This window comes from Arthrobacter halodurans, assembly GCF_041877255.1.
Classification (GTDB): domain Bacteria; phylum Actinomycetota; class Actinomycetes; order Actinomycetales; family Micrococcaceae; genus Arthrobacter_N; species Arthrobacter_N halodurans.
The window spans coordinates 266,590-290,899 of sequence record NZ_JBHDLJ010000002.1 but is presented as its reverse complement, the minus strand read 5'-3'; the positions used below and the strand labels follow the sequence as shown (position 1 = coordinate 290,899).

Genomic DNA, 24,310 nt, shown 5'->3' with positions numbered 1-24,310 from the left:
GGGGTGCGCCGGTCTCCCGTGCGTCTGCCCACTGTCTCCCGCACGCACCATGCCCGTATCACCCCCGCCGGGTGATTTGCCCGTGATCCCCCCGAGGACAATGGCAGGTGTGAGCGGACATGGCGCACCACCCGTCGGGACCCTACTCCGGTTGTCGATTCCGGCGATCCTCGTGGGCGTGGTCTCGGCGCTGAGCCTGTTCGCCGTCGAAGAGGCGGCGCATCTGCTCGAACACCTGCTGTGGGAGGCCCTTCCGTTGGCCTGGGGCATCGACCCGGCCTCCGGCTGGTGGATCTTCGGGGTCCTGGCCGTGACGGGCCTGCTGATCGGCATCATCCTCACGTACGTTCCCGGGCACGGCGGCCACGATTCGGCCACCGTCCAGCTGATCGCTCCGCCGATTGCGCTCGCGGCGGTCCCCGGGTTGGTGGTCGTCACCGTCTTGGCGCTCGCCGGCGGAGTCAGCCTCGGGCCGGAGGGTCCCATCATCGCGATCAACACCGCGGTGCTGATCGCCCTCGTCGCCAGGCTGTGGCCGGGCGTCGGGGTGGAGCTCGTCATGATGCTCACGATCGCCGGAACGATCGGGGCCCTGTTCGGGACGCCGGTCGCCGCCATCCTCATCCTCACCGGAGTGGCCGCGGCCGCCGGGTCCGGTGGCGGACTCTGGGACCGGCTCTTCCTGCCCCTGGCCTCGGCCGGGGCGGGGGCCGTCACCATGAGGATGCTCGCCGGCTCGCCGTTCCCCGCCACGGGCCTACCGCCACTCGGAACGCCGGAGCTGTCCCAGGTCCTGGCCGGCACCGCGGTGGCCTGCGGTGCGGCGGCGGTGGTCGTGGCCGGAGCCTTCTTGTTCCGGCCCCTGCACGCGGCTTTCCGGCGGCTCGGCCGCCCGCTGGTCTACACCACTCTCGGCGGGCTGATCCTGGGCGGACTCGGAGCGCTCGGCGGTCCCCTCACTCTGTTCAAGGGGGGCTCGCAGGCCGCGGACATCGTGCGGAACGCGGAGGACTATACCGCCTTGCAGCTGGCGGTCATCGTCGCCATCAAACTCGCCGCGCTGCTGATCGCGGCCACCGCCGGATTCCGGGGCGGCCGGATCTTCCCGGCGGCATTCATCGGCGTGGTGGCGGGCTTGTTGGGTCACATGCTCCTGCCGGCGGTGCCGCTGGGGCTGGCCCTCGCCTGCGGGGTCCTCGGTGCCGTGATAGCGGAGTGCCGGGACGGATGGATCGCCCTGTTCATCGCGGTGGCGGTGGTCGGCGACATCACGGTCCTGCCCGTCCTCTGCCTCGTGCTTCTTCCCGTATGGCTGCTGGTGTCCCGCGCACCAGTCATGCACGTCCACCTCGCGGAACACCAGAAGCCGTCCGAATCGCCGGCGTAGAGCCCGCACGTCATGTTCAACGCTCCGACAACCCTTCTTGACATACTGGGGGCAAGTTCTCCAAAGAATGTCACAACCCGAAGGGATGTCTCCATGAACCGATCACCCCTCGCCGCGTGCGCCGCGGCCCTGGCCATGGCCCTGGCGCTGACCGCCTGCACCGGCGCGCCAATCTCCGGCGGTTCCGGCGTCTCGACGTCGACCCCGGCCGCCGGAGCGGCCCCGGAGTCCGCCGCCTCGGGCACGGAGTCGCGGCTCGACGCGATGCGCGAGGCGGGCAAGCTGCGGGTCTGCACGACCGGCGACTACCGCCCCTTCACCTACCTGGACCCGGACACGGGCGAATGGTCCGGGCTGGACATCGACATGGCCCGGGACCTGGCCGGGCGCCTCGAGGTGGAGCCGGAGTTTGTGCAGACGACGTGGAAGAGGCTCATGCCCGACTTCCTCGCCAAGTGCGACATCGGCCTCGGAGGGGTCTCTATTTCCTTGGAACGCGCTGAGGAGGCGTACTTCTCGGCCCCGACCCTGGACGAGGGCAAGACCCCGATCACCCGGTGCGAGGACGTGGAGCGCTTCGACACGGTGGCGGAGATCAACCGGCCCGGCGTCCGGTCCATCACCCCCATCGGCGGGACCAACGAGAAGTTCGCCGAGGAGCACTATCCGGACGGGGAACTCATTCGCTTCGAGGACAACAACACGATCTTCGACGAGATCATCGCCGGCCGCGCCGACGTCATGACGACGGACGCCTCCGAGACGCTATGGGTGGCCAACGAGCACCCGGAGCTGTGCGCGGTGCACCCGGACCGCCCCTTCAACTTCTCGCAGAAGGCGTACCTGCTTCCCCGCGGCGACGAGCCCTTCAAGGCCTACGTCGACGAGTGGCTGAACATCGCGGTCCACGACGGCACCTACGCCGAGGCCAAGAAGCCGTGGTTCGGCTAGCGCGCGGTTAGCTTCTCGTCGGGCGCCCTTTCCTCATGCCGTCCCACCGGCCCACTGGCGACGCCGTCCGGCCGGTAACGAGCCACGGACGCGATCCTACCCCGGCCGAGGGCCCCGCCCCGGCCTGGACCTGACCGCCGTCGCCCATCCCATGGTGGACATCGCCATCACGGCGGGCCGGCTCTTGATCCGCGGCATCGAGCACCCGGAGACGCGTCCGGATCCCGTGGTCTACCCGGCCGAGCTGGTGGTTCGGGACAGCACCACGGGCCGCCCCGGATAGGTCCCCGCCCCCGCGATTCACGCCCGCTGCGCTCGCGGCGCGTCACCGGTTCCATGGCAGGAAAACCGGCCTTCGGCACGGATGGACGCAGGGATGTGGGCGATGTCATGGTTGTCGCAGGCCAGAACACAGCCGGGTGACAGGATGGTGCCCTACCCTCGTTCAAGGACACCCGCGGATGAAGGAGAAACATGGCCCAGGACTACGACGAGATGCGACCCGACGTCGCCGAGGCGAGCGACGCAAACCTCAAGAGCCTGCAGACGATGAACGCCCCCGACGCGCGCAATGTCGCTGCGGACTTGGACTACGCGGACGAGACCGACGGTGTCACGCTCCCGGGCGCTGACCTCTCCGGCGAGGAGCTCGTCATCGCGGTCATCCCCCAGGGCGAGGACGAGTTCACCTGCGCGGAGTGCTTCCTGGTTCGCCACCGCTCCCAGATCGCGCGCGTGAAGGGTTCCCTGCGGTACTGCCGGGACTGCGAGAGCTAGGGAAACGCTCCCCGCCCGAGCCCGGTCCAGAGCGCCCGCTCAGGGCGGGAACAATGTTGGCTCAAGTTTCGCGCAAGGCCCTTGTGCATGGTGATGCCGTAGGTGAAGGTGGAACCGGCAGCACAGTCCGGGCTTGGGGAAGCATCAACCGGACGAACGCGGCCGCTGGGGGTGTCGATGGCCATGAACCGGCAGGGTCCGGATCGTGGCCATCGCCATGTCCGGGACCTTGGAGGGAACCGCGGCGCGTGCCGTCGGTGCCGCGTGGGCTGCGGCGGCACCGCTCGGCGGCGCAGGATCCGGGACGCAACCGTTCAGGTTCAAGCACCTGACCCGGATCGATTTCGCCGACGACTACAACATGGCCCTGGTGAAGGTGGCCGGGCCGAAACCCCCTGACACAGCCCGCGAAACCCGTAGCCGTCGTTCCCCTAGAACAGCGGCCAGGGCACTGCCGACATCTCACCGCTCGGAGCCGGAAACCGCCCTGCCGAGCGCAATCGGGCGCAGCGAGTGGCGAGCGATGCGATTTCTTCGGCACCGAGCAAGTCCGCGAGGTTTCGGCCCAGCCCGCCGTGCAGTCCTTCGCTGACACGATCGATGCCGTCGCGTTCCTCGGCGGTCAGAGCGTCTCCCAGCCAGCCCCACAACACCGTGCGCAGCTTGTGGTCACGATGGAAGGTGAGCCCATGGTCCACGCCGTGGCGGTGTCCGTCCGCCATGGCAAGAATGTGATCGCCTTTGCGGTCGGCGTTGTTAACGACCAAGTCGAACACCGCCATGCGTCTGAGCGCTGGCGAGTCTTCATGAACGAGGGCGACCATCCGTCCGTGCTCATCCCGTCCCTCGAGAACGTGCTTCCAGCCCGTCTCCGGGACCTGGTCCGTCGCGACGAGGTCCACGGCGCTTTGGGTGGGGTCTTGCTCCCGCCAGAGCTGCACCATTCCTTCGCCCAGCGGACCATCGCGCAGCCAGGTGTGCGGGACGACGTCCCAGCCGATGACCTGCGAGACCAGATAGGCCGCCACCTCCCGGTGAGCGAGTGTGCCGTGGGGAAAGTCCCGCAGCGGACTTTCACCTGCTATCGGCTTATAGACGACCACCACGTCGCCGATGCTGCCCAGAAATGTCGCGTTTGAAGCCGTCGTGATGCGGCCGGTGAGCGTCAACTCGGCGGTCAGGAGGTCCGGTGCTGGCATCAGGCCTCGGGAAGGGTGCAGATGTGCCCGTCGGCGTCGATGGGGTAACCGCAGAGCGGGCACGTCGGGCGCCCGGCGCCCACGACCTCGCGGGTGCGCTTAGCGAACGCGCGGGCGGTGCCGACCGGCATTCGCACCAGCAGCATTTCGGTCTCGTTGGCGCCGTCCTCGTCTGGCGATTCGTCGTCGTCATCGACATCGGTGATGGGGTAGGCCTCTAACACGACCTGGGCCGTGGTTGGGTCCCAACCCAAGCTCATGGCGCCGGCGCGAAACTGCTCCTGAACGGCGTCGAGCTGATCATTGTCGACAAGTTCAATGGGAGTACCCGTGGGAACGCTGAAGGGGTTGCCCTCGACGGCGATGAGCTGGTCGAGAATTTCCTCGATCTTCTCCGCGAGCAGAGCCGACTGCTGCTTCTCCAGGGCAATACTCACGATCTGCGTCCCTGCGCGCACCTGCAGGTAGAACGTACGCGCCCCCGGAAGGCCAATGGTGCCAACGACGACCCGATCGGGCCAGGCAAACTCGTGAACACGTGTAGGCATGTCAGTATTCTAGGCACATGAGGTTCACGGCGCCTTTTGCCCTGCACCGCCGCCTACCGGCGCATCGCCAGAGTGGATGCCGTTCGACAGCCACGACAGATCACCCGCGTCGGTGTTGGTCGCGTAGACGCTGGGCCGACTCGCGCTGTAGCGCACGATCGATACGGAGGCGGGGCCCACGTTTATACGCTGGAACAGGTCAAGGTGCATGCCGAACGCGTCGGCGAGGATTGACTTGATGATGTCACCGTGACTCACGGCCACCCACACGGCCCCTGGCCCGTGCTCGGCCTCAAAGGCTGCATCGTGACGTCGGATCGCCGCCACCGACCGAGCCTGCATCGCGGCCAAGGATTCACCGCCGGGAAAGACGACGGCGGACGGATGCGACTGCACGACCGGCCACAAATCCTCGGTCGCAAGATCACTCAGCGAGCGGCCCTGCCACTGGCCGTAGTCGCACTCGGTGAGATCCAGTTCGACCGGCGCGCACGGCGTGCCAGCCTGGCGATCGAGGATGAGCTGGGCGGTCTGCCGACAACGCTCAAGAGGGCTCGACACCACCCCGACTACGGGAACGGCCGCGAGCCGGTCTCCGGTCAGAGCCGACTGGTCGAGCCCGACTTGGTCCAGGCCGACACCAACGGCCCGACCCGCAAGCAGTCCAGTGGCATTGGCTGTGGTGCGGCCATGCCGCACGAGAATAACTGTCGCCATTCACCCAGCCTAGCCACCCCCTCGATGGTGGTGTGAACCTCGCCGCGTCGCGCGTCGGGCAGGAAGACAAAGCACTGGCGGAACCCTTCAGGCACGCGGGGCGCTCAAAGTCGCCCAGACGGATTCGGCACTCGTTGACCAGCTCAACGAACTCGGTTATGTGGAACTGGAATGCCGAGGCGCCGAACTCCCCTTCCAGGTCCTCACCGCACACGAAGGGAAGAACTCCATCGGCATCACTGGCGACGAATCGTTCTCCGGCTGGACCAAGAAGTTCACCGCCCCCAGGTTGTGCGCCGCGATCGCGGACGGGCTTTCGTTCAATGGAGCCATCATCGCAACCAGGACAGACTCCTACCGACTCGCCCACCATCGCCCACAAACCGGAGGCTAGCCGAGCGTGCTGGGACTAGTGATACGACCTATCCGCGAGCGGGGTCCTCGGCAAGGTGCCGATTCCGTGTCTCGATGAGCTTTTGGAGGTAACGGGCCAGCACCAGCCTCTCCACCAGGCGCCCTATGGGCCCGAACGGTGCCGCGAACTCAATCCGGTCAATCATCGTGGTGGCCGCCGAATCCTGGTTGAACTCATGAACGTGCCGGAACCGCCGAAACGGACCCTTAACCTGCTCATCCACGAAGTAGTTCGGCGACTCCATCTCGGTGATCCGGCTCGTCATGCGAAGCGGAACGCCGAAGTGCCAGGCTCGCCACGTGACTTCCTCACCCAAAGAGATGAGACCGGACGTGACGCCGGCAACCGCCTCTTCACGAGTCTGCGCCATCGAGTCCTTGTGGGCGTCGATACTCCGGGCACGGTCAAACAGGTCCGATTGGGGCGTGCTCGTCCGTGTCGTGCACTCGAAGTAAACGGCCATTGTCAGAGTATGGCAGTTCGTTCATGGTCTGTTCGAACCGCGGAAGCCTTGGTCCACTGCGCCCGCCGCCTCCTGAGATGGCAAGGTCGAACCCTCGGGCCAGCAGCGACGTGGGTGGTCCTCGATCAGGCCGTACCAGTCGTCCTGAAACAGTTGACATGCTCAGTCCGGGAGCGCGTCCATCAGCGACCGCCCCCCTTGTCCGTCAGCCCGGCATCCAGCCACTCCTCCCGCAGGTCCGTCGGCGCGATGATTGGCGTCCGGTCGTGGATGTGCCCCAAAGCGTCCGCCGCCGGCCGGGTCAGGATCGTCGTGGTCATCAGCCACTCCGCTTCCCCGCCCCCCGGGCGCCGCGGGGTCGCGCCAGAACTCGTGCAACCCCGCGAACGCCACCACGCCCCTGCTCTTCGACCGCACCGGGACCAGCCCCCCACCGGGCGGTCTCCAACCGGCGCCCGGCGTCCACGCCGTCCGGGCCCCACCGGGTCACGACCCGCACCTGTTGGGTGGGCGCGACGTTCCAGTTCGGGCGCAGCTCCTCCCCCACCACCACGTCGATCCCAGGGCGGCCACCAGGTCGCCGTCGGCCTTCGCCATCACGAATCTCCCGCACATGCTGGAAGTCTCGCACGCCCTGGCCGGGCACGGCCCTGCCTTCCGCGCTGTGGCTACGCCGCGCGGGCGCCGCCTCCCCCGCCGGTCGCACGCCTGATCCTGCCTCGGGATGTCCGGCGCATCCGTGCGCCGGCGACCCCGGCCACCGCCACGCCGACCCCGGCGAGCAGCGCCGCGGCCCCCGGTACAGGATGCTGGGGCAGTACCCGCAAGGCGACCCCGGCCAAGCCCCAGGCCACGGCCGCGGCGTAGGCACGGGAGACCGGTCGCCACCAGGCCACCCCCGCGGCGGCACCGCCCGCGGCCAGCAGCGTCGCCGTGCTCCACGCCTCGGCGCCCGGCCAGGGCGCGCCGATCCCCGAGGCGATGAGGGCCTCGCCGCCGCCGGCCACCGTCGCCACCGTGATCCAGCCACCGAACAGCCCCAACGGGACCCGCACGAGCCACCGGTCGCCCGCCGAGGCGACCTCGGCCTCCCCGACCGGGTCCGCCCGGAGGTAGGCCGCGACGGCGGCCGCGGCGGTCGCGCCGATCAGCGCCAGCTCCACGGCCGGGACATCCTGGGTCCATACCCAGAACCCGGACAGACCCACCGCGCACGCGGTGGCCCACCCGGTGCGGCGCAGCAACGGATCACGCCGCCGGGAAGGCAACGCCTGGTAGATGGCGTGGCTGAAGAGCCCGGCATAGATGGGAGCCCAGATGCCGAAGGCGTAGTTGGCCGGCACCACGAGACTGGGGCCCGCGGCCGCGTTCCCGTAGTCCCCGGAGACCCCGACGAGGAAGCCTCCGCCCACCGCCGCGACCACGGTCGCTTGGCGCAGTACGTCGCGATCGACCATCACCGACCTGCTCTCCCTCGGGCACTTCCCATCATCGCACCCGGCACGGCGGCAAGGTAGACCCTCCCCTCCGGCCGTCCGGCCACCACTCCCGAGGCCCGTGGCCCCCGGCCGGGGCAGTGCGTCCCCGCCGGTTCCGCGCGTGCGTCCCGCGAACGTTTCCCGAGGACCGCCAACGCATGGAGGGGACCTTCGCCCCGATAACGCCAGTGGACCCTGCGCGCCGAACACCGCGACGGCGGGCGCCTCCCGCGCCCATCCCAGCCCGAACCCGTGCTCCTCACGCGCCTCCTCGAGCATGCCCAGGGCCTTGGGCCCCACACCGTGCAACCCGGACACCTCGGACCGCGGGACGCCGTCCGGCCCTCGGAGAGACACGTAGCCGGCCCGGCCCAGAACGCGCGTGGCCGGCGCGCCGGCCTTCGGCAGGGAGTCCAACGGCGTCGTCATGCATCGTCCATGGGCCGGCCCGCGTCGGGCAACAGCGGCCGGGGAACCACCGAGTCGGACTGGACAGTCGTCGGCAGGCAACGGGCGAGCACGGCCTCCCGCCCGGGGTGAACCTCTGGCCCGCAACCGGTGGGCAGCAAGACGCGCTTGTGGAGACTTCGCGCCGAGTCCATCGAAGCCTCCTGGAACTCCGGCCCGCTCGGGCCGCCGCCATGGTCGCGGCACGTGGCTGCTCCGGCGCCCCCTTCGGGTCAGGCGGTGGCGGTGACGGACAGTCGGTGGGCAGGACAGGGCTCGCGGGTCCGGTGGCCGTGGTCAGTCGGGCGTGCCGGCGATCTCCTTCAATGCGCGTACGTGCCCGTCGAAGGCGTTCCGCCCGGCGGGGGTGAGCGTCACCCACGTTAGACGGCGGGCATCGGTGCGCGCCGCAGATGCGGCCTTGGTCAGGCGGACGTATCCCGCCTCGGCCAGGGTCTTCAGGTGCTTGGACAGTGTCGCGTCCGAGACGTCGAGCGTGTCGCGCAGCACGGCGAAGTCCATCTGCTCCACCGGCCGCAGCACTCCGCAGATCCGCAACCGTGCCGGCGCGTGGATAAGGGCATCGAACCGGGCCTCAATCACGACGCAGCCGGTCCAGCGCCGAGCGGTAGGCGATGCCCGCGAGCCACGTGACCAGACCGAAGGCGGCAACGCTGGTCAGAACCACGGCCCAGCGGGCGCCGAAGGAAACCAAACCAAGCGAGATCGAGAACAGCGTCAGGCAGACCAAGAGCATCGCGAGCGTTGCCATGGTGGCGCGTGTGCCCATCCTGCGGAATCGGATGCCGGTTTCGCGGCGGATCAGGTGAAGGACCACGAAAACCGCCACCAGGGCCAACCATCCGGAAGTCGGGGGTTCGTAGGCCTCGCCGGGGCTGGCCGTCGCGGCTGCCGCCACCCACCAGGCCGCCACGCCCCCGAGCGCGGCCAACAGTGATTTCGGAACGCGCACGCCGTCGGCCAGCGCCTGACGATCCGAAGCGAGGTCGCGGAGGCTGGCTGCGGCATCGTCTGCCGACGGACGCCCCTTAAGGTTTCTTTCCATGTCGGAAAGACTACAGAATGGCTTTCCTTGTCGGCAAGTGACATTCAACGCGCCATGGACCAGCGGGGGCGTGTGAGTCGCAGTGATATTTGGCGTTGTTCTGTAAGCGGTGGATGGCGGTGTCTGTGTGGGGATCCCTAACGGGACAGTCAGCAGTGTCGGCTGGAGCCGGGCTGTATTTCTCTCCTGAGTGGACAGACCAACGTGAGGTCTGCAACCATGCCGAATCATGGACAAAGTTCCACTGGGTGTGCACCTGTTGAAGGGCCGAGCGCGAGGCCGGCGGGCTTACCAAATCGGCCGGTGAGTTCCAGCCCGGTCCCGCGTCATCAGGCACATCCACCATCCGCGCGAAACTTTGGGGGCACGTTTGAAACTCTTGCTTACATCAGGCGGCGTGACGAATCCGAGCATCCACTCGGCGCTCGCGCAGCTTCTCAACAAGCCGATCGCCCAGTGCCACGCCTTGGTCATCCCGACAGCGCAGTGGGGTCATCCGATGTGCGGACCGGCATCGGTGCGGGGCCTACTGGCCGCCGAGCCCGACTTCCGTCACTTGTCAGGCCTGGGCTGGGCCTCGCTCGGAGTTCTCGAGCTCACCGCACTGCCCACCATCGGCGAGGAGCGATGGGTCCCCTGGGTTCGGGACGCCGACGTTGTACTGGTCGACGGGGGCGACGCGACGTACCTGTCCCATTGGATGCGGGAATCCGGGTTGGCCGAGCTGCTGCCGTCACTTCCCGACACGGTATGGGTGGGAGTGAGTGCCGGAAGCATGGTGATGGCGCCCCGGATCGGGGAATACTTCGTCGAGTGGCCGTCCGCGCCGGACGATCGCACCCTCGGGATGGTGGACTTTTCGATCTTCCCGCACCTGAACGCTTTCCCGACCAACACTCCGGCCCACGCAGAGCGTTGGGCCGCCGACATCGGAGGCCCGGCCTATGCCATCGACGAACAGACCGCCATCAAGGTCGTCGACGGCTCCGTCGAGGTGGTTTCCGAAGGGCAATGGAGGAAGTTCGGGTGATGAGTGCCTGGCATTTGTGAAGCCGCGTGGCCTGCGTGCGCAGCAGGAACGGGACGAACAGGGATTGTTGACAGCGGCAACGGGCAGGTTCGGACTGCCCCGACTTGTTGACTCCTCCATCTAAGGCCGCAGCGCACGGCAATGGGGCCCTCAGCGGGCACGCTGCATCAACGTTAGGGAATCAGCGTGCTGGGGACTTGCAGAGGCGGTCGAATAGAGACCAGCCCTCCTTTCGGAGAAGATGAACAGCCACAAATGGTTCGGCGATATGTGACAGGTCCCCGCCGGACTCACTAACTCCGAGGCCAGAGCGACGGTCCCCCCGAGCTTCTGTTCCACGGCGCGGCGCCACACACTGTGACCATGGATAACGAGCAGTGGTGGTCGAGATTGAAACCGGCAACGCGAGAGTGGCTGATCGCCAACAACGGTGATGCCGTGCCGGAGAGGGTGGCGACCGAGGTCGCCGTGGCAGGAGGACCGGTGGGGGTGGAGGCGACGGGCGAAGATGACACCCAACCGGGCCTGTTCTACCCCGACGAAATCCTCGACTGGGTTGAGGAGATCGCCAACACCGAGGATTCGCCAGACTCCGTGTAGGGGAAACAAATCCGGGTCCGTGCGCAATCGGCGCACGGGCAAGCCAGCGTACGAAGGCGTTCGTGAACGACGGGTCGCAAGATACCGCATCGCGGCATTCAAGGCTCCCTGTGGCCCTAACGCTCGACCGTCTTGCCACTGTGGCTCGCATGCGATTTCCGGATACCAACGACGCGAAGAGCGATGCGAGACACATCGGGAGCCGCGGCCCGACCGGGACCGCGGTCGGTCGGGTCCCGCCGCGACTGCGCCGATCCGTCCTGCGCTGATGACGGTTCAAGTCAGCGGTGGCGTGGGGCCCACTGGAAGAACTCGTCGCGGTTGGTCAGGGCGCTCGCCACGGCCACGTAGGAGGCGTACCCCAGCCACGCCAGACGCGGCGCGAGTCCCCACGCGGCCTTCGGGTCGATGCGGGAGGTTGCGGCGACACTGGCCGACGTGGCACCCAGGGAGGCCACGGTGACCGCCGCCCCCAGGACGGGGCTGCGCAGCCCGAAGTACAGTCCGGAGAAGGAGGCGAACAATGCCCAGGAGATCCCCTCATACGCGAGGGCCTTCCGGCGGTCTGGCGTGTCCGGCGCGAGGTTGGCCACCCGCAGGTTGCTCCAGAGCGTGGCGGCGTTGTTGAAGGCCCACACCGGAGCGAAAAGCCACCCCGGCGGTGAGCCCGGAGGGGTGTTGAGCCGGTCGAAGTAGGAGGTATCGCCCCGATAGCCCGCGGGCAGGGATCCGATCGCGTTGGCCGCGACGCCGACGGCGGCCGCGTGCCACCACCGCCACCGCGGCGCCGGCGGCACGCGGTTCGGGGTGGTCAAGGAGGCGGTGGAAGGGGTTGCGGCCATGGCGCGGCACCGTCCTGTTCGTTCGCGGCGGGGCCCGGCGCGGCCACCGTCATGGACCCGACTGTAGTTCCGCTGGCCCTCCTGGCCAAGAGTCTCCATGGCGGAGATACCCGCAGGGGTCGCGCCCCTGCTAGTCTCCGGACCGCGGTTCAGTCCGAACTCGCGCTCGTCCGTTCCGCCGTTGCCGAGGAGCGCCGCGGCAGGTCATACGACATAGTGGCCGCCGCGTGTCCGGTGTCGTGGTTCCAGGGACGTGAACGCCCATGGGATGGTGGTGGGGATCCGACGGGACAGGCTCCCGCGAACCGGACCGGCCGGCGCGGGGGACGGAGGGACGGAGGACCCGGTGGCGGACGAGACGATTCTGGTGACCGGGGCCACGGGCACCGTCGGCCGGGTCGTGGTGGAAGAGCTGCTCGCGGCCGGGCTAAGGGTCCGGGCCGCCGGCCGCACCGCTGCATCCGTGGAGCGGATGTTCGGGCAGCGGGTCGAGGCGGTCGCCCTGGACTTCAGGGACGCGGCGACCTGGCCGGCCGCGTTCGACGGGGTCGGCCGGATGTTCCTCATGCGTCCCCCGCAGCTGGGCCGGCCCAAGACGCAGATCATTCCCGCGCTCGAGTACGCGCGTGGCCACGGCACCGGGCAGATGGTGTTCCTGTCCCTCCAGGGCGCGGAGCGGAATAAGGCCGTCCCGCACGCAGCCATCGAGGCGTGGCTGCGCGCCTCCGGCGTCGCCTGGACCTTCGTCCGCGCCTCGTTCTTCCACCAGAACCTCACCACCACCCACCTCACCGACATCCGCGACCGCGACGAGATCCGAGTCCCCGCCGGGCGCGGCGCGACCGCGTTCGTCGACGCCGAAGACGTCGGCGCGGTCGCGGCGGCCGCCCTGCTGGACCCCGCCGCGCACCGCGACACCGCCTGGACCGTGACCGGGAACGAAGTGCTCACCTACGACCAAGTCGCCCGGATCCTGACCGCAGAACTCGGCCGACCCATCCGGTACGCCCGCCCCGGGATCCTCCACTATCTGATCCACGCCCGGCGGACCCTGGGCATGCCCCCCGGAATGGCCCTGGTCACCGCGGCGATCTACACCACCGCCCGGCTCGGGCTGGCCGGCGGGCTGACCGGCACCGTGCGCCGGGTCCTGGGCCGGGACCCGATCGGCTTCGCCGAATTCGCCCACCGAGAACGCCGGGTCTGGGAACCCGCCCCGCCCTGAGCGCACGCCTGTCCCGGACCGGGCCCCTCCCACGGGAATCGGCGCCCGCCGATCCCTCGGACGGCGATCCCGCGTTCCCCCCGCGGTTCCGGAACCCCGAACCCTCCGACGCGTAATGCCCGGCCATATAGGTGCGACGGGCCGCTGACCGTTTCGGCCCGTGGGGCCGTCGGCGATGTCCCGCGCGTCAGGGACCTGGCGAGGCAATCCAGTCCCCTATCCGACGCCGCGGTTCCGCCGGACCGTTGTCCGGGCGATGCGGGACGGTAGCCTGGGCTAACCTCGTGTCATGGGTGGGAAGGCGAAGAGCGTCGAAGAGTATCTCACTGCGCTCGACCCCGCCTACCGGGCCGAACTCGAACGGATCCGCGCGCTCGTCACACGGCTCGTGCCGGATAGCGAAGAGACCAATCAACCAGTGGCTAAACCGTCCAACCGCCCGCCAACCGGCACGGTAGAAGCGCAGGGATTCGTTGTTGGGACCGCACGGTCCGCTTGCACACACCGGGGGAAAAATGTCTGGAATGAACTTCACGACGATCGACGTCGAAACAGCCAACAGCAGCAGGGGTTCAGTCTGCGCGGTCGGGATGTGCCAGGTACGCGGCGGCAAGATCGTCAAGACCATGGAATGGTACGTGCGGCCCCCGGGCGGAATGGACTCGTTCGACCCCCGAAACACCTCGATCCACGGGATCACCGCCGAGATGGTCCGTGAGGCCAGCACGTGGGCCGCGTCGTTGGAGACCATCCGAGGCCTCGCCGAGAGCTACCCGCTGATCGCCTACAACGCGGCCTTCGACCGCAGCGCCATCGTTCAGGCCAGCGAATCGGTAGGACTCTTGGTGCCATCCAACGACTTCCATTGCGCCCTGCTGCTCACCCGCCGCGTCCTGGCCCTTGAGGCCTACAAACTGCCCCTGGTCGCCCAGGAGCTGGGAATCGACGAGTTTGAGCACCATCGGCCGGGAGCCGACGCGGTCGCCTGCGCACAGGTTGTTTTGGCCCTTGCCGGCCAGGAAGGCGCACGCACGGTGGACGATCTCTGGCCCCCCACGTCCACCCCCGCGCCCCGAACAAAGTCCGCCAACTATTGGTCCCAGGACGCGAAAGCCCGCGTGGCGGACCTGCCGCAACCGAACCCGGAGGCGCCAACAGACCACCCGTTCCACGGCCACCAGGTCATCTTCACCGGCGAACTGCAGGCCCTCGGCCGCTGGGAAGCCATGGAGCTCGTTGCCCACCAGGGCGGCAACAACGGCAAGAGCGTGACCAAGAAGACCGGGTTCCTCGTCGTGTCCGGCGCCGCCACAGTCGACGAGGTCAACTTGGCAACAGGAACCACCAAGGAACGCAAAGCCGCCACCTATATCGCCCAGGGTCAGGAGATCCGGGTCCTCACCGAACACGAATTTCTGCAGCTCGCCGGTTCTCCCCTGCGCGACTTCGCGGAGGTCTCGTCCGACACTCCGATCCCCGTCACGCCGGATCGCACTCCAGCGACCATCAACTCCGCTCCCCGCTTTCCGGTCTTGGCCGGCGAGACCGAAAACCACGTAAGCCCGATGCGGGAGGTTCCGGTTGAACCCGGTATCCCCCCGCGGGATCCCCAACAGGGAGAACGCCATGGCCAGGGGCCCCAGGATGCCCCACGAGCCCTGAATACAACTCCCAGTGCTCGCGGCAAAGCCACCAAGACTCTGCTCGGCATTGTTCTTTGGGTCGGGGCCCTCATAGGAGGCATAGGGGCCGCGCTCTTCGCGGCTGTAGGTATCGAGCTGCTTGGCGAAGGCACAACGGGAGCGGGCTGGACCGGACTCGTCTTCGCATGCCTCTGCGCAGCACTCGTATTCGCCTGCGTTCGAGGATTGGTCCGGAGAGGCCGCCGGGCAAAGCTCGCCTAAGGCGCTAGAAGGTTGCGTCCCGGCCGTTTCCGCGGAACGCCGATAACGGCGCATACGTCGCCCCGCTCTCCACGAATTCACGGACGTGGGGACCGTCATTCGGCGAAAATGCTTGCATTACTTTCATTACAAGCAACGCACGCAAGAGGGTCGATGAATATGCATATGACGGCTTCGTGTCAACTGTTTGTTGCCTCCACAGCGGTGGTCGCGAGGGTAGGTGCGGTGTGTGCCGCTGTGGCGATGGGAATCGCCGCGGGAGCTCGGGCAGTCCACAATCAAGCATCCGGTTGGTTTTCCCTGGCTGGTCGAACTACCGTCCGGGCACCGCGGGTCGCCAGCTGAATCCCACGCAGGCTGGCGCGGGTCGGCCACGAATCGGAAAAGATCGCGGCGGCGACAGTTCCTACGGTTTGGGGCGCTCCTCGCGCGTGACCGGGACGCGTGTGGACACAGGCTATGGCTAGTCCCTGCGGACGGGAGCGGAGCGACGCATGCGAGTGCCGTTATCCATTGAATGGAAAGGCCGTGGCATCCATTGACGTTGTGTCCGGATACTGGGCACAGTCCGTCTTCCCTGCAACCAGGAGTATCTCCATGAGCTCAGAGCGCACCGTCCTCACCACCCAGGTCGGCATCGTCGGCGGCGGTCCCGCTGGCCTCATGCTCTCGCACCTCCTCCACCGTGCGGGCATCGACAGCATCGTCGTTGAAAAGCGAGACAGGGACACCATCCACAACACCCACCGTGCCGGCATCCTCGAGGCCGGTACCGTTCGGATGCTCACTGACTCCGGCGTCGACGGGCGGGTCCTGACCGAGGGACACGAGCACGAAGGCACCGTCCTGCGCGTGCAGGGGGAAAGCCACCGCATCGACTTCAAGGAACTCGTCGGTGAATCCGTGTGGCTCTACCCGCAGAACGAGGTGTTCTGGGACCTGGCCGCCGCCCGGGCGCGCGACGGCGGCGACATTCGCTGGTCCGTCAGGGACACCGAGGTCCTCGACTTCACCACCGCGACGCCGAAGATCCGTTTCACCGACGCGGCGGGCGAAGATTTTGAGGTCCACTGCCAGATACTCGTGGGCGCCGACGGCTCCCAGGGCATCTGCAAGTGGGCCATCCCCCAAGAAGAGCGCACCGACAACTTCATCGAGTATCCCTTCGCCTGGTTCGGCATCCTCACCGAGGCCCCGCCCAGCGCCCCGGAACTGATCTATTCCAACTCCGAGTTCGGGTTCGCGCTGATCTCCCAGCGCAGCGAAAACGTGCAGCGGATGTACTTCCAGTGCGATCCGGAGGAGAACGTCGACGACTGGAGCGAAGAACGGATCTGGGCCGAGCTGCAACGCCGGGTCGATGGACCGGATGGGTTCCAGCTCGTGCGCGGCCCGATCTTCGAAAAGACCGTGCTGAAGTTCCGCTCCTACGTGTGCGAGCCGCTGCGCCACGGCAACCTGTTCCTCGTGGGCGATGCCGGGCACACGGTACCCCCCACGGGCGCGAAGGGCCTGAACCTCGCGTTCTGCGACGTCCGCGTGCTCGCCCCGGCCCTCGTCGACTACTTCCGCACCGGAAACGACACGGGGCTCGCGGGGTACTCGGCCACGGCACTGGAGCGGGTCTGGAAGGCGCAGAACTTCTCCTACTGGGCCACCAATCTCATGCACACCCAGCCGGGGGAGAACCCCTTCAACCAGAAGCGCAGGTTCGGCGAGTTCAAGGCGATCACCGGCTCCGAACGGGGCGCGGCCTACTTCGCCGAGTCCTACACGGGCTGGTCGGAAACTAGCACCCCGACGCACCATAACGCGGCAGAGGGTAGGCCCCCCGGTGTCAACGAGGCGCTTATGGGGCGGTGAAGCCCCCACGGGTGTCCGCTGAAGCGGGGCCATGGCGCCGGTGCCCAGCCAGCATCAAGTAGGGCTCTTCCATACCTTCGGTGGGACAGGTGGTCCCGTTCCCCACCAGGATCCTCGACGATCACCAGCGGTTGTCGACGTGAGGTTCTGGAAGTCGCCCGGTGGTGTGAATGCTGCGAGCAACCCGGCGGACTGCAATAGGTTCACGGGTCTCGTACCAGATGCCGCCGAGTCCTTTCGGGGCCACATCCGCGGAGCCCCGCCGGGCGGATCGACCCCGCCGGGACATACGCCGCCCAGTGGGTTCCGAACGGGCTCTTGCTTTCCTGTCCGGTGCCGCGCGTGAACCGGAAGGCGCCGCGCCGGTGGGCGGTCCGAGCGTCCGCAAACATTCGCTAACGCGTCCCCCCGCGGCCGGGTATCACGCCCTAGGCGGACAGCAACACCAAGAGCCCAGTCGCCCCCAGCGCCAGCAGCAGACCCGTGGTCCACAGCACCGCGGCGACGTCCGCGCGCAAGGCCCCGGCCTGGATGCCCGCCGCATGCCGCGCGTACCTTCGCCGCTGCGTGGCGTAGATACCCAACGCGGCGGCAGTCGCCAGGCCCACGAGCACCGCAATCGCCGGTCCGTAGTGCGGCAGCCAACGCAGGAACACGGCGCTGGCCACCAAGAAGGACACCATCGTGCGTCCCCACGCCATCACGGTGCGCTCTGGCTGCAGCCCCGCGTCGCCGTGTGGGCGGTATTGGGGCGGGGACGGGCCGGGGCGCATCAGCCCAGCAGGATCATCGCGATGGTGACCACGGCGGCCCCGCACGCCCCGAGAGCCAGTAGCGGCACAACCGCGGGCAGCGGCAGCGCACGGCCGCGCCGCATGGCGGATTCGACCCGCAGCCAACGGAACGCGGCCCCCGCGGCAATCAGCAGGCCGACGCAAATCACCAGCACCGCCAGCCAGGTACGCAGCGGCGCGGGGAAGGCGTGGGCGGCAAAGGCCTCCAGCGCGATCCCGCCGGCGAGGAACGCCAAGGACGTGCGGATCCATGCCAGGAAGGTGCGCTCGTTGGCCAGCGTGAACCGCGGATCCGGCTCCTCGCCGTCCGGCAGCAGCCGCAGCGCGAGCCACCCGCGCTCCGGGATCTCGCTCATCGCCGTCCTTCCCCGTCAGATGCTGCCCGGCCAGCCCGGGCACGACGGCGGCGCGCCTCAGAATCCCGCAACGATGGCCGCCGACGAACGGTAGGCGGTCAGGCCGCCGTCGACCCGGATGTCCGCACCATTGATCCACGGTGCGGCGTCGGACAGGAGGTAGGCCACCACCCGTGCGACGTCTTCGGGTTCGCCAAACCTACCCAGCAGCTTGGCGGCACCCTCGACCTTGTCCCGCCCGTGGTCGTTCTTGAAGTCTTCGAGGATTGGCGTTTGGACCGGGCCCGGGCTGACCGCGTTCACCCGGATCCGCCGTGGCAGCAGCTCGGCCGAGAGGTGCTCGGTCAGGAAGCAGACGCACTGCTTAGAAAAGAGGTACGACTCGCCGGTGGCGTGGGCGTCGCCGGCCACGGCATCAAGGGCTTCCTCGGTGTCCTGGGCCAGCGCGAAGCGGGCGCAGGCGTCTGCGAGGCCGCGCCAATGGAATGCCACGGACGAGGCAAGGTTGACGACGCTGGCGCCTTCGGCCAGCACCGGCGCGAGCGCCCGGGTCAGTTCCCGCACCCCGAACACGTTCACGCCCAAGACGGTCCGCCAAGGTGCCGTTCCGGGCACGCCGGCGATGTTCGCCAAACCCTGCAAGCCCCCGGGTGCTGCCTCGGCGACCTGGGCGGCCGCCGCGCGCGCGCCGGCGGGCGTCGACAGATCCGCCTGGATGAAGGTCCCCGCGAACGATTCCGGCACGGTCCGGTCGATGCCGACCAATTTGATGCCGCGGTCGTTGAGCATGCTGGCGGTGGCGGCGCCGATCCCGGAGGAAACGCCCGTGACGGCGATGGGCAGGTTCGTGGTCATGGAGACTCCTTCGCCCCGTGGGGCGCGTCGACTGGCTTCGTTCCCTCCATGGTGTCGCCGACAGTGAGGCTCAGGCCACGAAGTTTCCGCCCAATGGAACAGCGACGGGGATCGCACCGCGGCAGCCGGGATGCTTGGAGACAAGTACGTCCGATCCGAAAGGACCACCATGCCAAACGCCGTCTATGACGTCACCGATCCCGCCACCCTAGAGGTCGTGGGCCAGGCGCCCGAGCATACCGAGTCCGACGTGCGCCAGGCCGTTGGCTTGGCCCGCGCCGTGGCCGCAGCATGGGCCGCCGACCGCAAAGCCCGTCGGGCGGCGCTGCACCAAATGGCGGACCGGGTCCTGGCGGAGGCGGACCGGCTGGGACGCATCCTGTCCTTGGAGCAGGGCAAGGTCCTGGCCGAGGCCGTGGGCGAATTCCGCGTGGCGGCCGGCCTGTTCAACTACTATGCGGACCTGGAATGGGACGAAGTTGAGCCGCTCCCGCCGCGCGGAGACCGCTCCCTCGAGGTCCACTACCGCCCGGTGGGGCTCGTTGGCACCATCACGCCGTGGAACTACCCGATCTCCCTGCTCTGCGTCAAGCTCGCCCCCGCGTTGCTCGCTGGATGCACGGTCATCGCCAAGCCGTCAGCGACCACGCCGCTGTCGACCATCGCGCTGGTGGAGGTGTTGAACCGGGTCCTTCCCTCCGGGGTGCTGCAGGTGCGAACCAGCAGCCGGCGCACCGTCAATGTCGCGCTCAGCACGCTGGCCGGCGTCCGGAAGATCTCCTTCACCGGCTCCACCGATGTCGGAATCTCGGTGGCCGCGCAGGCGGCGGCCACGGTCAAGCGCGTGACCCTGGAACTAGGCGGCAACGACCCGGCGATCGTGCTGGACGACGCCGACATCGAGACCACCGCCCGCGGCATCGTCGGCAGCGCGTTCCGCAACGCCGGACAGGTCTGCATGGCCGTGAAGCGGGTCTACGTGCCGCGCAACCGGGCGGCGGAGCTGGCCGAGGCCATCTCCGCCGCGGCCGCGGCGCACGTGCTGGGACGGGGCGTGGCGGAGGGCACCACCATGGGCCCCATGCACAACGCCTCTCAGCTGCGGACGGTCCGGGAACTGGTGGACGACGCCGTGGCCTCCGGAGCGCGGATCGCCAGCGGGGGCTCGCGGGGCTGCGATCTGCCCGGATACTTCCTCTCCCCCACCGTCGTGGTCGACGCGGAGCCCGGTATGCGTCTGGTCGACGAGGAACAGTTCGGCAGCGCCCTTCCGATCGTCGCCTACGACGACCTGGACACGACCGTGGAGCACGTCAACGCGGGAGAGTTCGGCTTGGGCGCCTCCGTCTGGTCCCCGGATGCCGCCCGCGCCCACGGCGTTGCCTCACGGCTCGAGGCAGGCACCGTCTGGGTCAACCAGCACACCGTCGTCGAATCCGATGCACCCTTCGGTGGCTGGAAGGCCTCCGGCGTGGGCCGGGAGCGCGGCCGCTGGGGTCTCGACGAATACCTGGAAACCCGCACGCTCAACATGCGCCCCCACTCCTAGCCCGACGACGAAGGAAAGCCATGACATCGATACCCACCACCGAGCTCGTCACGCTTGGGACCGCCGCCGGGCCCGCCATCCGCGGCCCCGAGAACGGCATCGCCAGCGCGGTCGTCGTCGGCGATTCGTTCTACATGGTCGACTTCGGCCTCGGCTGCGTCCGGGCCGCGCACGATGCGGGTCTGCGCGGCAGGGACTTCGTCGCCGGTTTCGTGACGCACCTGCATTCGGACCACGTCGTGGAGCTGCCAGGTTTCCTGCTGTGGAACTGGGGCGCACCCGTGGACGGCTTCACGCGCGAGATCCAGATTCTCGGCCCCGGGCGGGACGAGGCGCACCCCCACGGCAGGCGCCTGGCGGGTACCAGCGACATGGTGGAGCACACGCTCCAGGCGTTCTCCTACGACGTCGACATCCGGGTGAAGGACGAGGCCCGTCCCGACTTGGGGCGATTGGTCAGGCCCACCGAGATCCGCACGCCCGAGTATGGCTCGGCGGCAGCGCAGTCGCCCTTCGCGGTGTACGAGGACGACCTGGTCCGCGTCAGCGCCGTCCTCGTGGACCATCCTCCGGTGCGGCCGGCCCTCGCCTTCCGCTTCGACACCGAGGCCGGCTCCATCACGTTTTCCGGCGACACCGCCGAGTGCTCCGCCTTGGCCCGCCTGGCCGAGGGAACGGACATCCTGGTGCACGAGGCGGTAAACCTCGAGTTCTTCGCCGGGCGCGGATTTCATCCCACGTTCCTGAACCACCAGAGCGAGTCGCACACCTCGCCCGAGGGCGCGGGCCGGATCGCCACCCGGGCCGGGGCGAAGCGACTGGTGCTGTCCCATCTGGCCGGCGTCGCCACCGCCGAGGAATGGGAAGGGCGGGCCCGCAGCACGTTCGCCGGGGCGGTCGATGTTGCGCGCAGCGGGGACCGCTTCGCCCTGACACCGGCATTGGCGCAAGCCACCGGCTAGGTTCAGCGGAACCACACTGCAGAGGCAGGCCCTAAGGGGTTGGTCCTCTGCTTTGCGCTTTGCGCGGCCGACTGCCGACCCAGACGGCGGAGAGCCGCCGCCCTCCCGGGCGGCGGCTCTTAGCCGTTCGTAGATGCTATTGGCGGGGCTATGCGGTCCGGGCGACGTCCAGTCCCAACCGGAGGCGGTCACGCTGCTGGTTGATGAAGAGGGCTCCGAGGACCCCCGCGACGCTCAACATCCCGCCGGTGAGAAGGAAGGCGTTCGCGTAGCCGACCGTCTCGCTCGCCGCACGGCCGATAATGATTCCCACCACCGCCGGGGCGAACAGGCCTCCGGCGGTCAGCACGGCATTCGTGACCTGCAACACCGCGCCGCGCTGACCCACCGTCGTCGTCTCGGATGCGACGAGGTACGTCAAGGCAAAGAGTGCCGGCGCGGTGCCGAAACCGAAGGTGAAGAACAACACGGCGAGCCACGAGACGGGGGCCAGCGTTCCCAGGATCACCATGATCCCCGCGAAGGCGGCCGCGAGGCCAAGCACCAGGCCGCGGGAGCGGCGCGTCGGAATCCCGCGGGCGGCGAGCCGCTGCGGCAGCACGCCCAGTCCTATCGTGGCGAACGTTCCCCACAGTGCCGGGAGCGTGATCAGCGAGCCGGCCTGCTGGGTCGTGGCCCCGTGCACGGTCTCGAAATAGGCGGGCAGCCACGTCGTGGCCACTGTGAACGTCCAGTAGCCCAGGAAGGAGCACAGCACCGCCAGGAGCCAGGTCGGCGTGGCGAAGGAGCGGCGATAGGACACCTTGGTGTCGGCCGCCACCGCGGCGGAGGCGTCCTCGTCACCCTCGGCGGCGCCGCCGTCGATTTCGCGTTCCGCCCGCGCGGACGTGTAGGGGCCCTCTTTGCCGACGAAGATCCACGCGACGGCCCAGACGACGCCGACCATCGCCAGGAAGATGAAGGTGGCCCTCCATCCGAATTCCGCCGTGATCCAGGCGAGCACCGGGGCGAACGCCACGATGCCCAGCGTGACGCCGGAGGATGTGACTGCCGCCGGGGCGGCGCTGCGGGCCGCGGGGAACCACTTGTACGTGGCGTGCATGGAGATCGGCGCCAGCGGGCCTTCGCCGGCCCCGAGCAGCAGGCGGCTGAACCACAGGGCAGGCAGCGAGGCGAAGACGAAGATCGGCACCTGCGCCACGGACCAGATCAGGCACAGCACCAGCAGGATCCATTTCGACTTCACGCGGTTGGCGATCGGCGCGGCCACCAGCTGGGCCACGCCGAACAGCATGAAGACGGCGCTGCCCAACAGGCCGAACTGCTCGGTGGTGAGGTTCAGGTCCTTCATGATAGGCACGGCGACGATGCCGAGGATCGCCTTGTCCGCCCAGCTGATCATCATGAGCACCAGCAGCATGCCGGTGATGGTCCAGCCGTAGGCGTTTCGCTTGCGTGGACTCCATCGGGCCGGGTCGCGCCGGTCGTCGGCATCGGCGGCTATGTGGGGCGGGATGTCGATAGCCATGGTGGCTCCTTCGGGGGAAAGGGACGTACTGGATTCCGGAACGGGCACCGGAATCCGGGCGCGGCGCCACTTCCGCGCCGAACGTCTGGGAGAACGGCGTGGCGCGGGCGCGGGTCCGCGACGGGCATGTCGTGCCCGGGAGGAGACTAGGCCGCCGTGATGCTCACGGGCAGGGACTCGAAGCCGCGCAAGACGTTGTGCACGATCGGCACCGGCGCACCGGCTGGCTCGATCGTGGCGACGCGTCGCAGCAGTTCCTGCAGGACGATTTCCATCTCAAGACGGGCGATCGGCTGGCCGACACACTGGTGCAGGCCCATGCCGAAGGCGACGTGTCCGGAGGAGCTGCGCTCGAAGCTGAACGTGTCGGCGTCGTCCCCCCACTTCCGCGGGTCGCGGTTAGCCGCCCCGATGAACACCAGAACCTTGGACCCCGCGGGGATCCGCACCCCGCCGAGCGTGGTGTCCACTGCGACGGTGCGGTGGAACTTCTGGAACGGGGACTCCAGGCGCAGCGCCTCGTCGACCGCGAACTTGGCCATCGTGGGGTTCTCGCGCAGGCGCGCCCAGACCTCGGGATGCCGGGCGAGCACGGACAGGGTGTTTCCGATGCCGAACACGGTGGTGTCCACGCCGGCGGAGAGCAGGGCGCGCACCAGCAGTGTGGCCTGCTGCTCGGTGATCAGTCCTTCGCCGACCTTGTCCCAGATGCGGGCGCCGAAACCGATGTCGTCGAGGGACTCGCGGGCGCAGTTCTTCATCACCGCCGCCGCGTGCTCGTCGCCCTGCGCGAAGGCCTGCTTGAAGATGTAGTTTTCCGGGCCGAACGCGTTGAAGACCATGTTGCCGTAGGGCAGCAAGTGATCGCGGCCCTCGTCCGGGATACCGACCGCGTCGGGGAACACCCGCAATGGGTACTTCTCGGCCAGGTCCTTGACGATGTCGAAGCCCCCGCGCTGGGCCAATTCCGCGACGATCTCCTCCGCCGGCGGGGTGAAGGGGCCGCGCAGTGCCCGGACGGTGCCGGGGTTGATGACGCCGGTGAGCGCGCGGCGCATCAAGGTGTGGATCGGCGGATCGGACTCGAGGATGCTCGGCGGGCGCCAGGCGTCGTCCTTGCGGATATCGCGCGGACCAAGGCCTCCGGAGGAGATGTACGTCTCGAAGTCCGTGAGGACCTCGTAGACCTCCTCGTAGCCGGCGACGGCGTAGCTTCCGGTAGCTTCCAGCCAGGTGACCGCTCCGGCGTCGCGCAGGCGCGCGAGGAACGGGTACGGGTCGGTGATGGCGGCCGGGTCGAACGGGTCCTCGGAGAGGACGGCGGGATCGTGGATCGTGGAAGTCATGGTGGCTC

25 protein-coding genes and 1 pseudogene are annotated in these 24,310 nt (G+C 68.4%); 12 read left to right on the top strand and 14 right to left on the bottom strand.

Features of this window, described 5'->3' with window-relative positions; genetic code table 11:
* The first annotated feature begins 109 nt into the window (after positions 1-109).
* From ACETWP_RS03720 to ACETWP_RS03705, 4 genes are all read left to right on the top strand, one after another.
* Entirely contained in the window at positions 110-1,387 is a 1,278-nt protein-coding gene (locus ACETWP_RS03720) for an ion channel protein (RefSeq protein ID WP_373970851.1), read from the top strand.
* A gap of 93 nt (positions 1,388-1,480) precedes the next feature.
* Complete coding sequence (locus ACETWP_RS03715) at positions 1,481-2,338, top strand: transporter substrate-binding domain-containing protein (RefSeq protein ID WP_373970850.1); 858 nt, start codon at positions 1,481-1,483, stop codon at positions 2,336-2,338.
* Between the two features lie 124 nt (positions 2,339-2,462).
* Positions 2,463-2,621, top strand: coding sequence for a substrate-binding domain-containing protein (locus ACETWP_RS03710; RefSeq protein ID WP_373971017.1), 159 nt, complete (start codon positions 2,463-2,465; stop codon positions 2,619-2,621).
* A 191-nt stretch (positions 2,622-2,812) separates the two neighbouring features.
* Positions 2,813-3,115: a DUF4193 domain-containing protein gene (locus tag ACETWP_RS03705; protein WP_373970849.1), complete on the top strand. Its 303-nt coding sequence runs from the start codon at positions 2,813-2,815 to the stop codon at positions 3,113-3,115.
* A gap of 431 nt (positions 3,116-3,546) precedes the next feature.
* Here the strand turns inward: ACETWP_RS03705 and ACETWP_RS03700 are convergent, their stop codons facing one another.
* Genes ACETWP_RS03700 through ACETWP_RS03690 form a run of 3 tightly spaced genes read right to left on the bottom strand, consistent with a single transcriptional unit; the run spans position 3,547 to position 5,579 of the window.
* A complete protein-coding gene (locus ACETWP_RS03700) occupies positions 3,547-4,314 on the bottom strand; it encodes an SCO1664 family protein (protein ID WP_373970848.1) in 768 nt (255 codons plus the stop codon).
* A complete protein-coding gene (locus ACETWP_RS03695; RefSeq protein ID WP_373970847.1) occupies positions 4,314-4,862 on the bottom strand; it encodes a DUF3090 domain-containing protein in 549 nt (182 codons plus the stop codon). Before ACETWP_RS03695 ends, ACETWP_RS03700 begins: the two co-directional genes overlap by 1 nt.
* 24 nt (positions 4,863-4,886) lie before the next feature.
* Positions 4,887-5,579: an MSMEG_4193 family putative phosphomutase gene (locus tag ACETWP_RS03690; RefSeq protein ID WP_373970846.1), complete on the bottom strand. Its 693-nt coding sequence runs from the start codon at positions 5,577-5,579 to the stop codon at positions 4,887-4,889.
* A gap of 142 nt (positions 5,580-5,721) precedes the next feature.
* On the opposite strand from ACETWP_RS03690, the pseudogene ACETWP_RS03685 reads away from it, so the two are divergent.
* Positions 5,722-5,973: pseudogene (locus ACETWP_RS03685) on the top strand (ATP-binding protein); the annotation flags it as partial.
* A 28-nt stretch (positions 5,974-6,001) separates the two neighbouring features.
* Here the strand turns inward: ACETWP_RS03685 and ACETWP_RS03680 are convergent.
* From ACETWP_RS03680 to ACETWP_RS03660, 5 genes are all read right to left on the bottom strand, one after another.
* Entirely contained in the window at positions 6,002-6,457 is a 456-nt protein-coding gene (locus ACETWP_RS03680; RefSeq protein WP_373970845.1) for an SRPBCC family protein, read from the bottom strand.
* A gap of 182 nt (positions 6,458-6,639) precedes the next feature.
* The gene (locus ACETWP_RS03675; protein WP_373970844.1) at positions 6,640-6,891 is read right to left on the bottom strand and encodes an SOS response-associated peptidase family protein; all 252 of its coding nucleotides are present in this window, start codon (positions 6,889-6,891) and stop codon (positions 6,640-6,642) included.
* A 234-nt stretch (positions 6,892-7,125) separates the two neighbouring features.
* Complete coding sequence (locus tag ACETWP_RS03670) at positions 7,126-7,914, bottom strand: TspO-related membrane protein (RefSeq protein WP_373970843.1); 789 nt, start codon at positions 7,912-7,914, stop codon at positions 7,126-7,128.
* A 765-nt stretch (positions 7,915-8,679) separates the two neighbouring features.
* Entirely contained in the window at positions 8,680-8,985 is a 306-nt protein-coding gene (locus ACETWP_RS03665) for a transcriptional regulator (protein WP_373970842.1), read from the bottom strand.
* Positions 8,978-9,448 carry a hypothetical protein gene (locus ACETWP_RS03660; RefSeq protein ID WP_373970841.1) on the bottom strand — a complete coding sequence of 157 codons (471 nt, stop codon included), beginning with the start codon at positions 9,446-9,448 and terminating at the stop codon, positions 8,978-8,980. Before ACETWP_RS03660 ends, ACETWP_RS03665 begins: the two co-directional genes overlap by 8 nt.
* A gap of 370 nt (positions 9,449-9,818) precedes the next feature.
* Here ACETWP_RS03660 and ACETWP_RS03655 point away from each other — a divergent pair, with 370 nt between their 5' ends.
* Entirely contained in the window at positions 9,819-10,478 is a 660-nt protein-coding gene (locus ACETWP_RS03655; protein ID WP_373970840.1) for a Type 1 glutamine amidotransferase-like domain-containing protein, read from the top strand.
* Between the two features lie 363 nt (positions 10,479-10,841).
* Entirely contained in the window at positions 10,842-11,078 is a 237-nt protein-coding gene (locus tag ACETWP_RS03650; protein WP_373970839.1) for a hypothetical protein, read from the top strand.
* 281 nt (positions 11,079-11,359) lie between these two features.
* On the opposite strand, the gene ACETWP_RS03645 is transcribed toward ACETWP_RS03650, so the two are convergent.
* Entirely contained in the window at positions 11,360-11,920 is a 561-nt protein-coding gene (locus ACETWP_RS03645; protein ID WP_373970838.1) for a TspO/MBR family protein, read from the bottom strand.
* Positions 11,921-12,266: 346 nt separating this feature from the next.
* Here ACETWP_RS03645 and ACETWP_RS03640 point away from each other — a divergent pair, with 346 nt between their 5' ends.
* From ACETWP_RS03640 to ACETWP_RS03630, 3 genes are all read left to right on the top strand, one after another.
* Positions 12,267-13,145, top strand: coding sequence for an NmrA family NAD(P)-binding protein (locus ACETWP_RS03640; RefSeq protein ID WP_373970837.1), 879 nt, complete (start codon positions 12,267-12,269; stop codon positions 13,143-13,145).
* Between the two features lie 524 nt (positions 13,146-13,669).
* Positions 13,670-15,049: an exonuclease domain-containing protein gene (locus ACETWP_RS03635; RefSeq protein ID WP_373970836.1), complete on the top strand. Its 1,380-nt coding sequence runs from the start codon at positions 13,670-13,672 to the stop codon at positions 15,047-15,049.
* A gap of 597 nt (positions 15,050-15,646) precedes the next feature.
* A complete protein-coding gene (locus ACETWP_RS03630; RefSeq protein WP_373970835.1) occupies positions 15,647-16,912 on the top strand; it encodes a 4-hydroxybenzoate 3-monooxygenase in 1,266 nt (421 codons plus the stop codon).
* A 428-nt stretch (positions 16,913-17,340) separates the two neighbouring features.
* Here ACETWP_RS03630 and ACETWP_RS03625 read toward each other — a convergent pair whose 3' ends face one another.
* From ACETWP_RS03625 to ACETWP_RS03615, 3 genes are read right to left on the bottom strand one after another with little or no spacing between them, the layout of a single operon-like run.
* Positions 17,341-17,685: a DUF202 domain-containing protein gene (locus tag ACETWP_RS03625; protein ID WP_373970834.1), complete on the bottom strand. Its 345-nt coding sequence runs from the start codon at positions 17,683-17,685 to the stop codon at positions 17,341-17,343.
* Positions 17,685-18,062: a YidH family protein gene (locus ACETWP_RS03620; RefSeq protein ID WP_373970833.1), complete on the bottom strand. Its 378-nt coding sequence runs from the start codon at positions 18,060-18,062 to the stop codon at positions 17,685-17,687. Before ACETWP_RS03620 ends, ACETWP_RS03625 begins: the two co-directional genes overlap by 1 nt.
* Before the next feature lie 57 nt (positions 18,063-18,119).
* Positions 18,120-18,917 (bottom strand): SDR family oxidoreductase, encoded by a 798-nt coding sequence (locus ACETWP_RS03615; protein ID WP_373970831.1) that lies wholly within the window; start codon positions 18,915-18,917, stop codon positions 18,120-18,122.
* Between the two features lie 169 nt (positions 18,918-19,086).
* Between ACETWP_RS03615 and ACETWP_RS03610 the strand changes: the two genes are divergently transcribed.
* Both ACETWP_RS03610 and ACETWP_RS03605 read left to right on the top strand, forming a co-directional pair.
* Positions 19,087-20,466, top strand: coding sequence for an aldehyde dehydrogenase family protein (locus tag ACETWP_RS03610; protein ID WP_373970830.1), 1,380 nt, complete (start codon positions 19,087-19,089; stop codon positions 20,464-20,466).
* 20 nt (positions 20,467-20,486) lie between these two features.
* Positions 20,487-21,428: an MBL fold metallo-hydrolase gene (locus tag ACETWP_RS03605; protein WP_373970829.1), complete on the top strand. Its 942-nt coding sequence runs from the start codon at positions 20,487-20,489 to the stop codon at positions 21,426-21,428.
* 148 nt (positions 21,429-21,576) lie between these two features.
* On the opposite strand, the gene ACETWP_RS03600 is transcribed toward ACETWP_RS03605, so the two are convergent.
* The gene (locus ACETWP_RS03600) at positions 21,577-22,956 is read right to left on the bottom strand and encodes an MFS transporter (protein WP_373970828.1); all 1,380 of its coding nucleotides are present in this window, start codon (positions 22,954-22,956) and stop codon (positions 21,577-21,579) included.
* Between the two features lie 146 nt (positions 22,957-23,102).
* Positions 23,103-24,302 carry a cytochrome P450 gene (locus ACETWP_RS03595; RefSeq protein ID WP_373970827.1) on the bottom strand — a complete coding sequence of 400 codons (1,200 nt, stop codon included), beginning with the start codon at positions 24,300-24,302 and terminating at the stop codon, positions 23,103-23,105.
* Positions 24,303-24,310 lie beyond the last annotated feature (8 nt).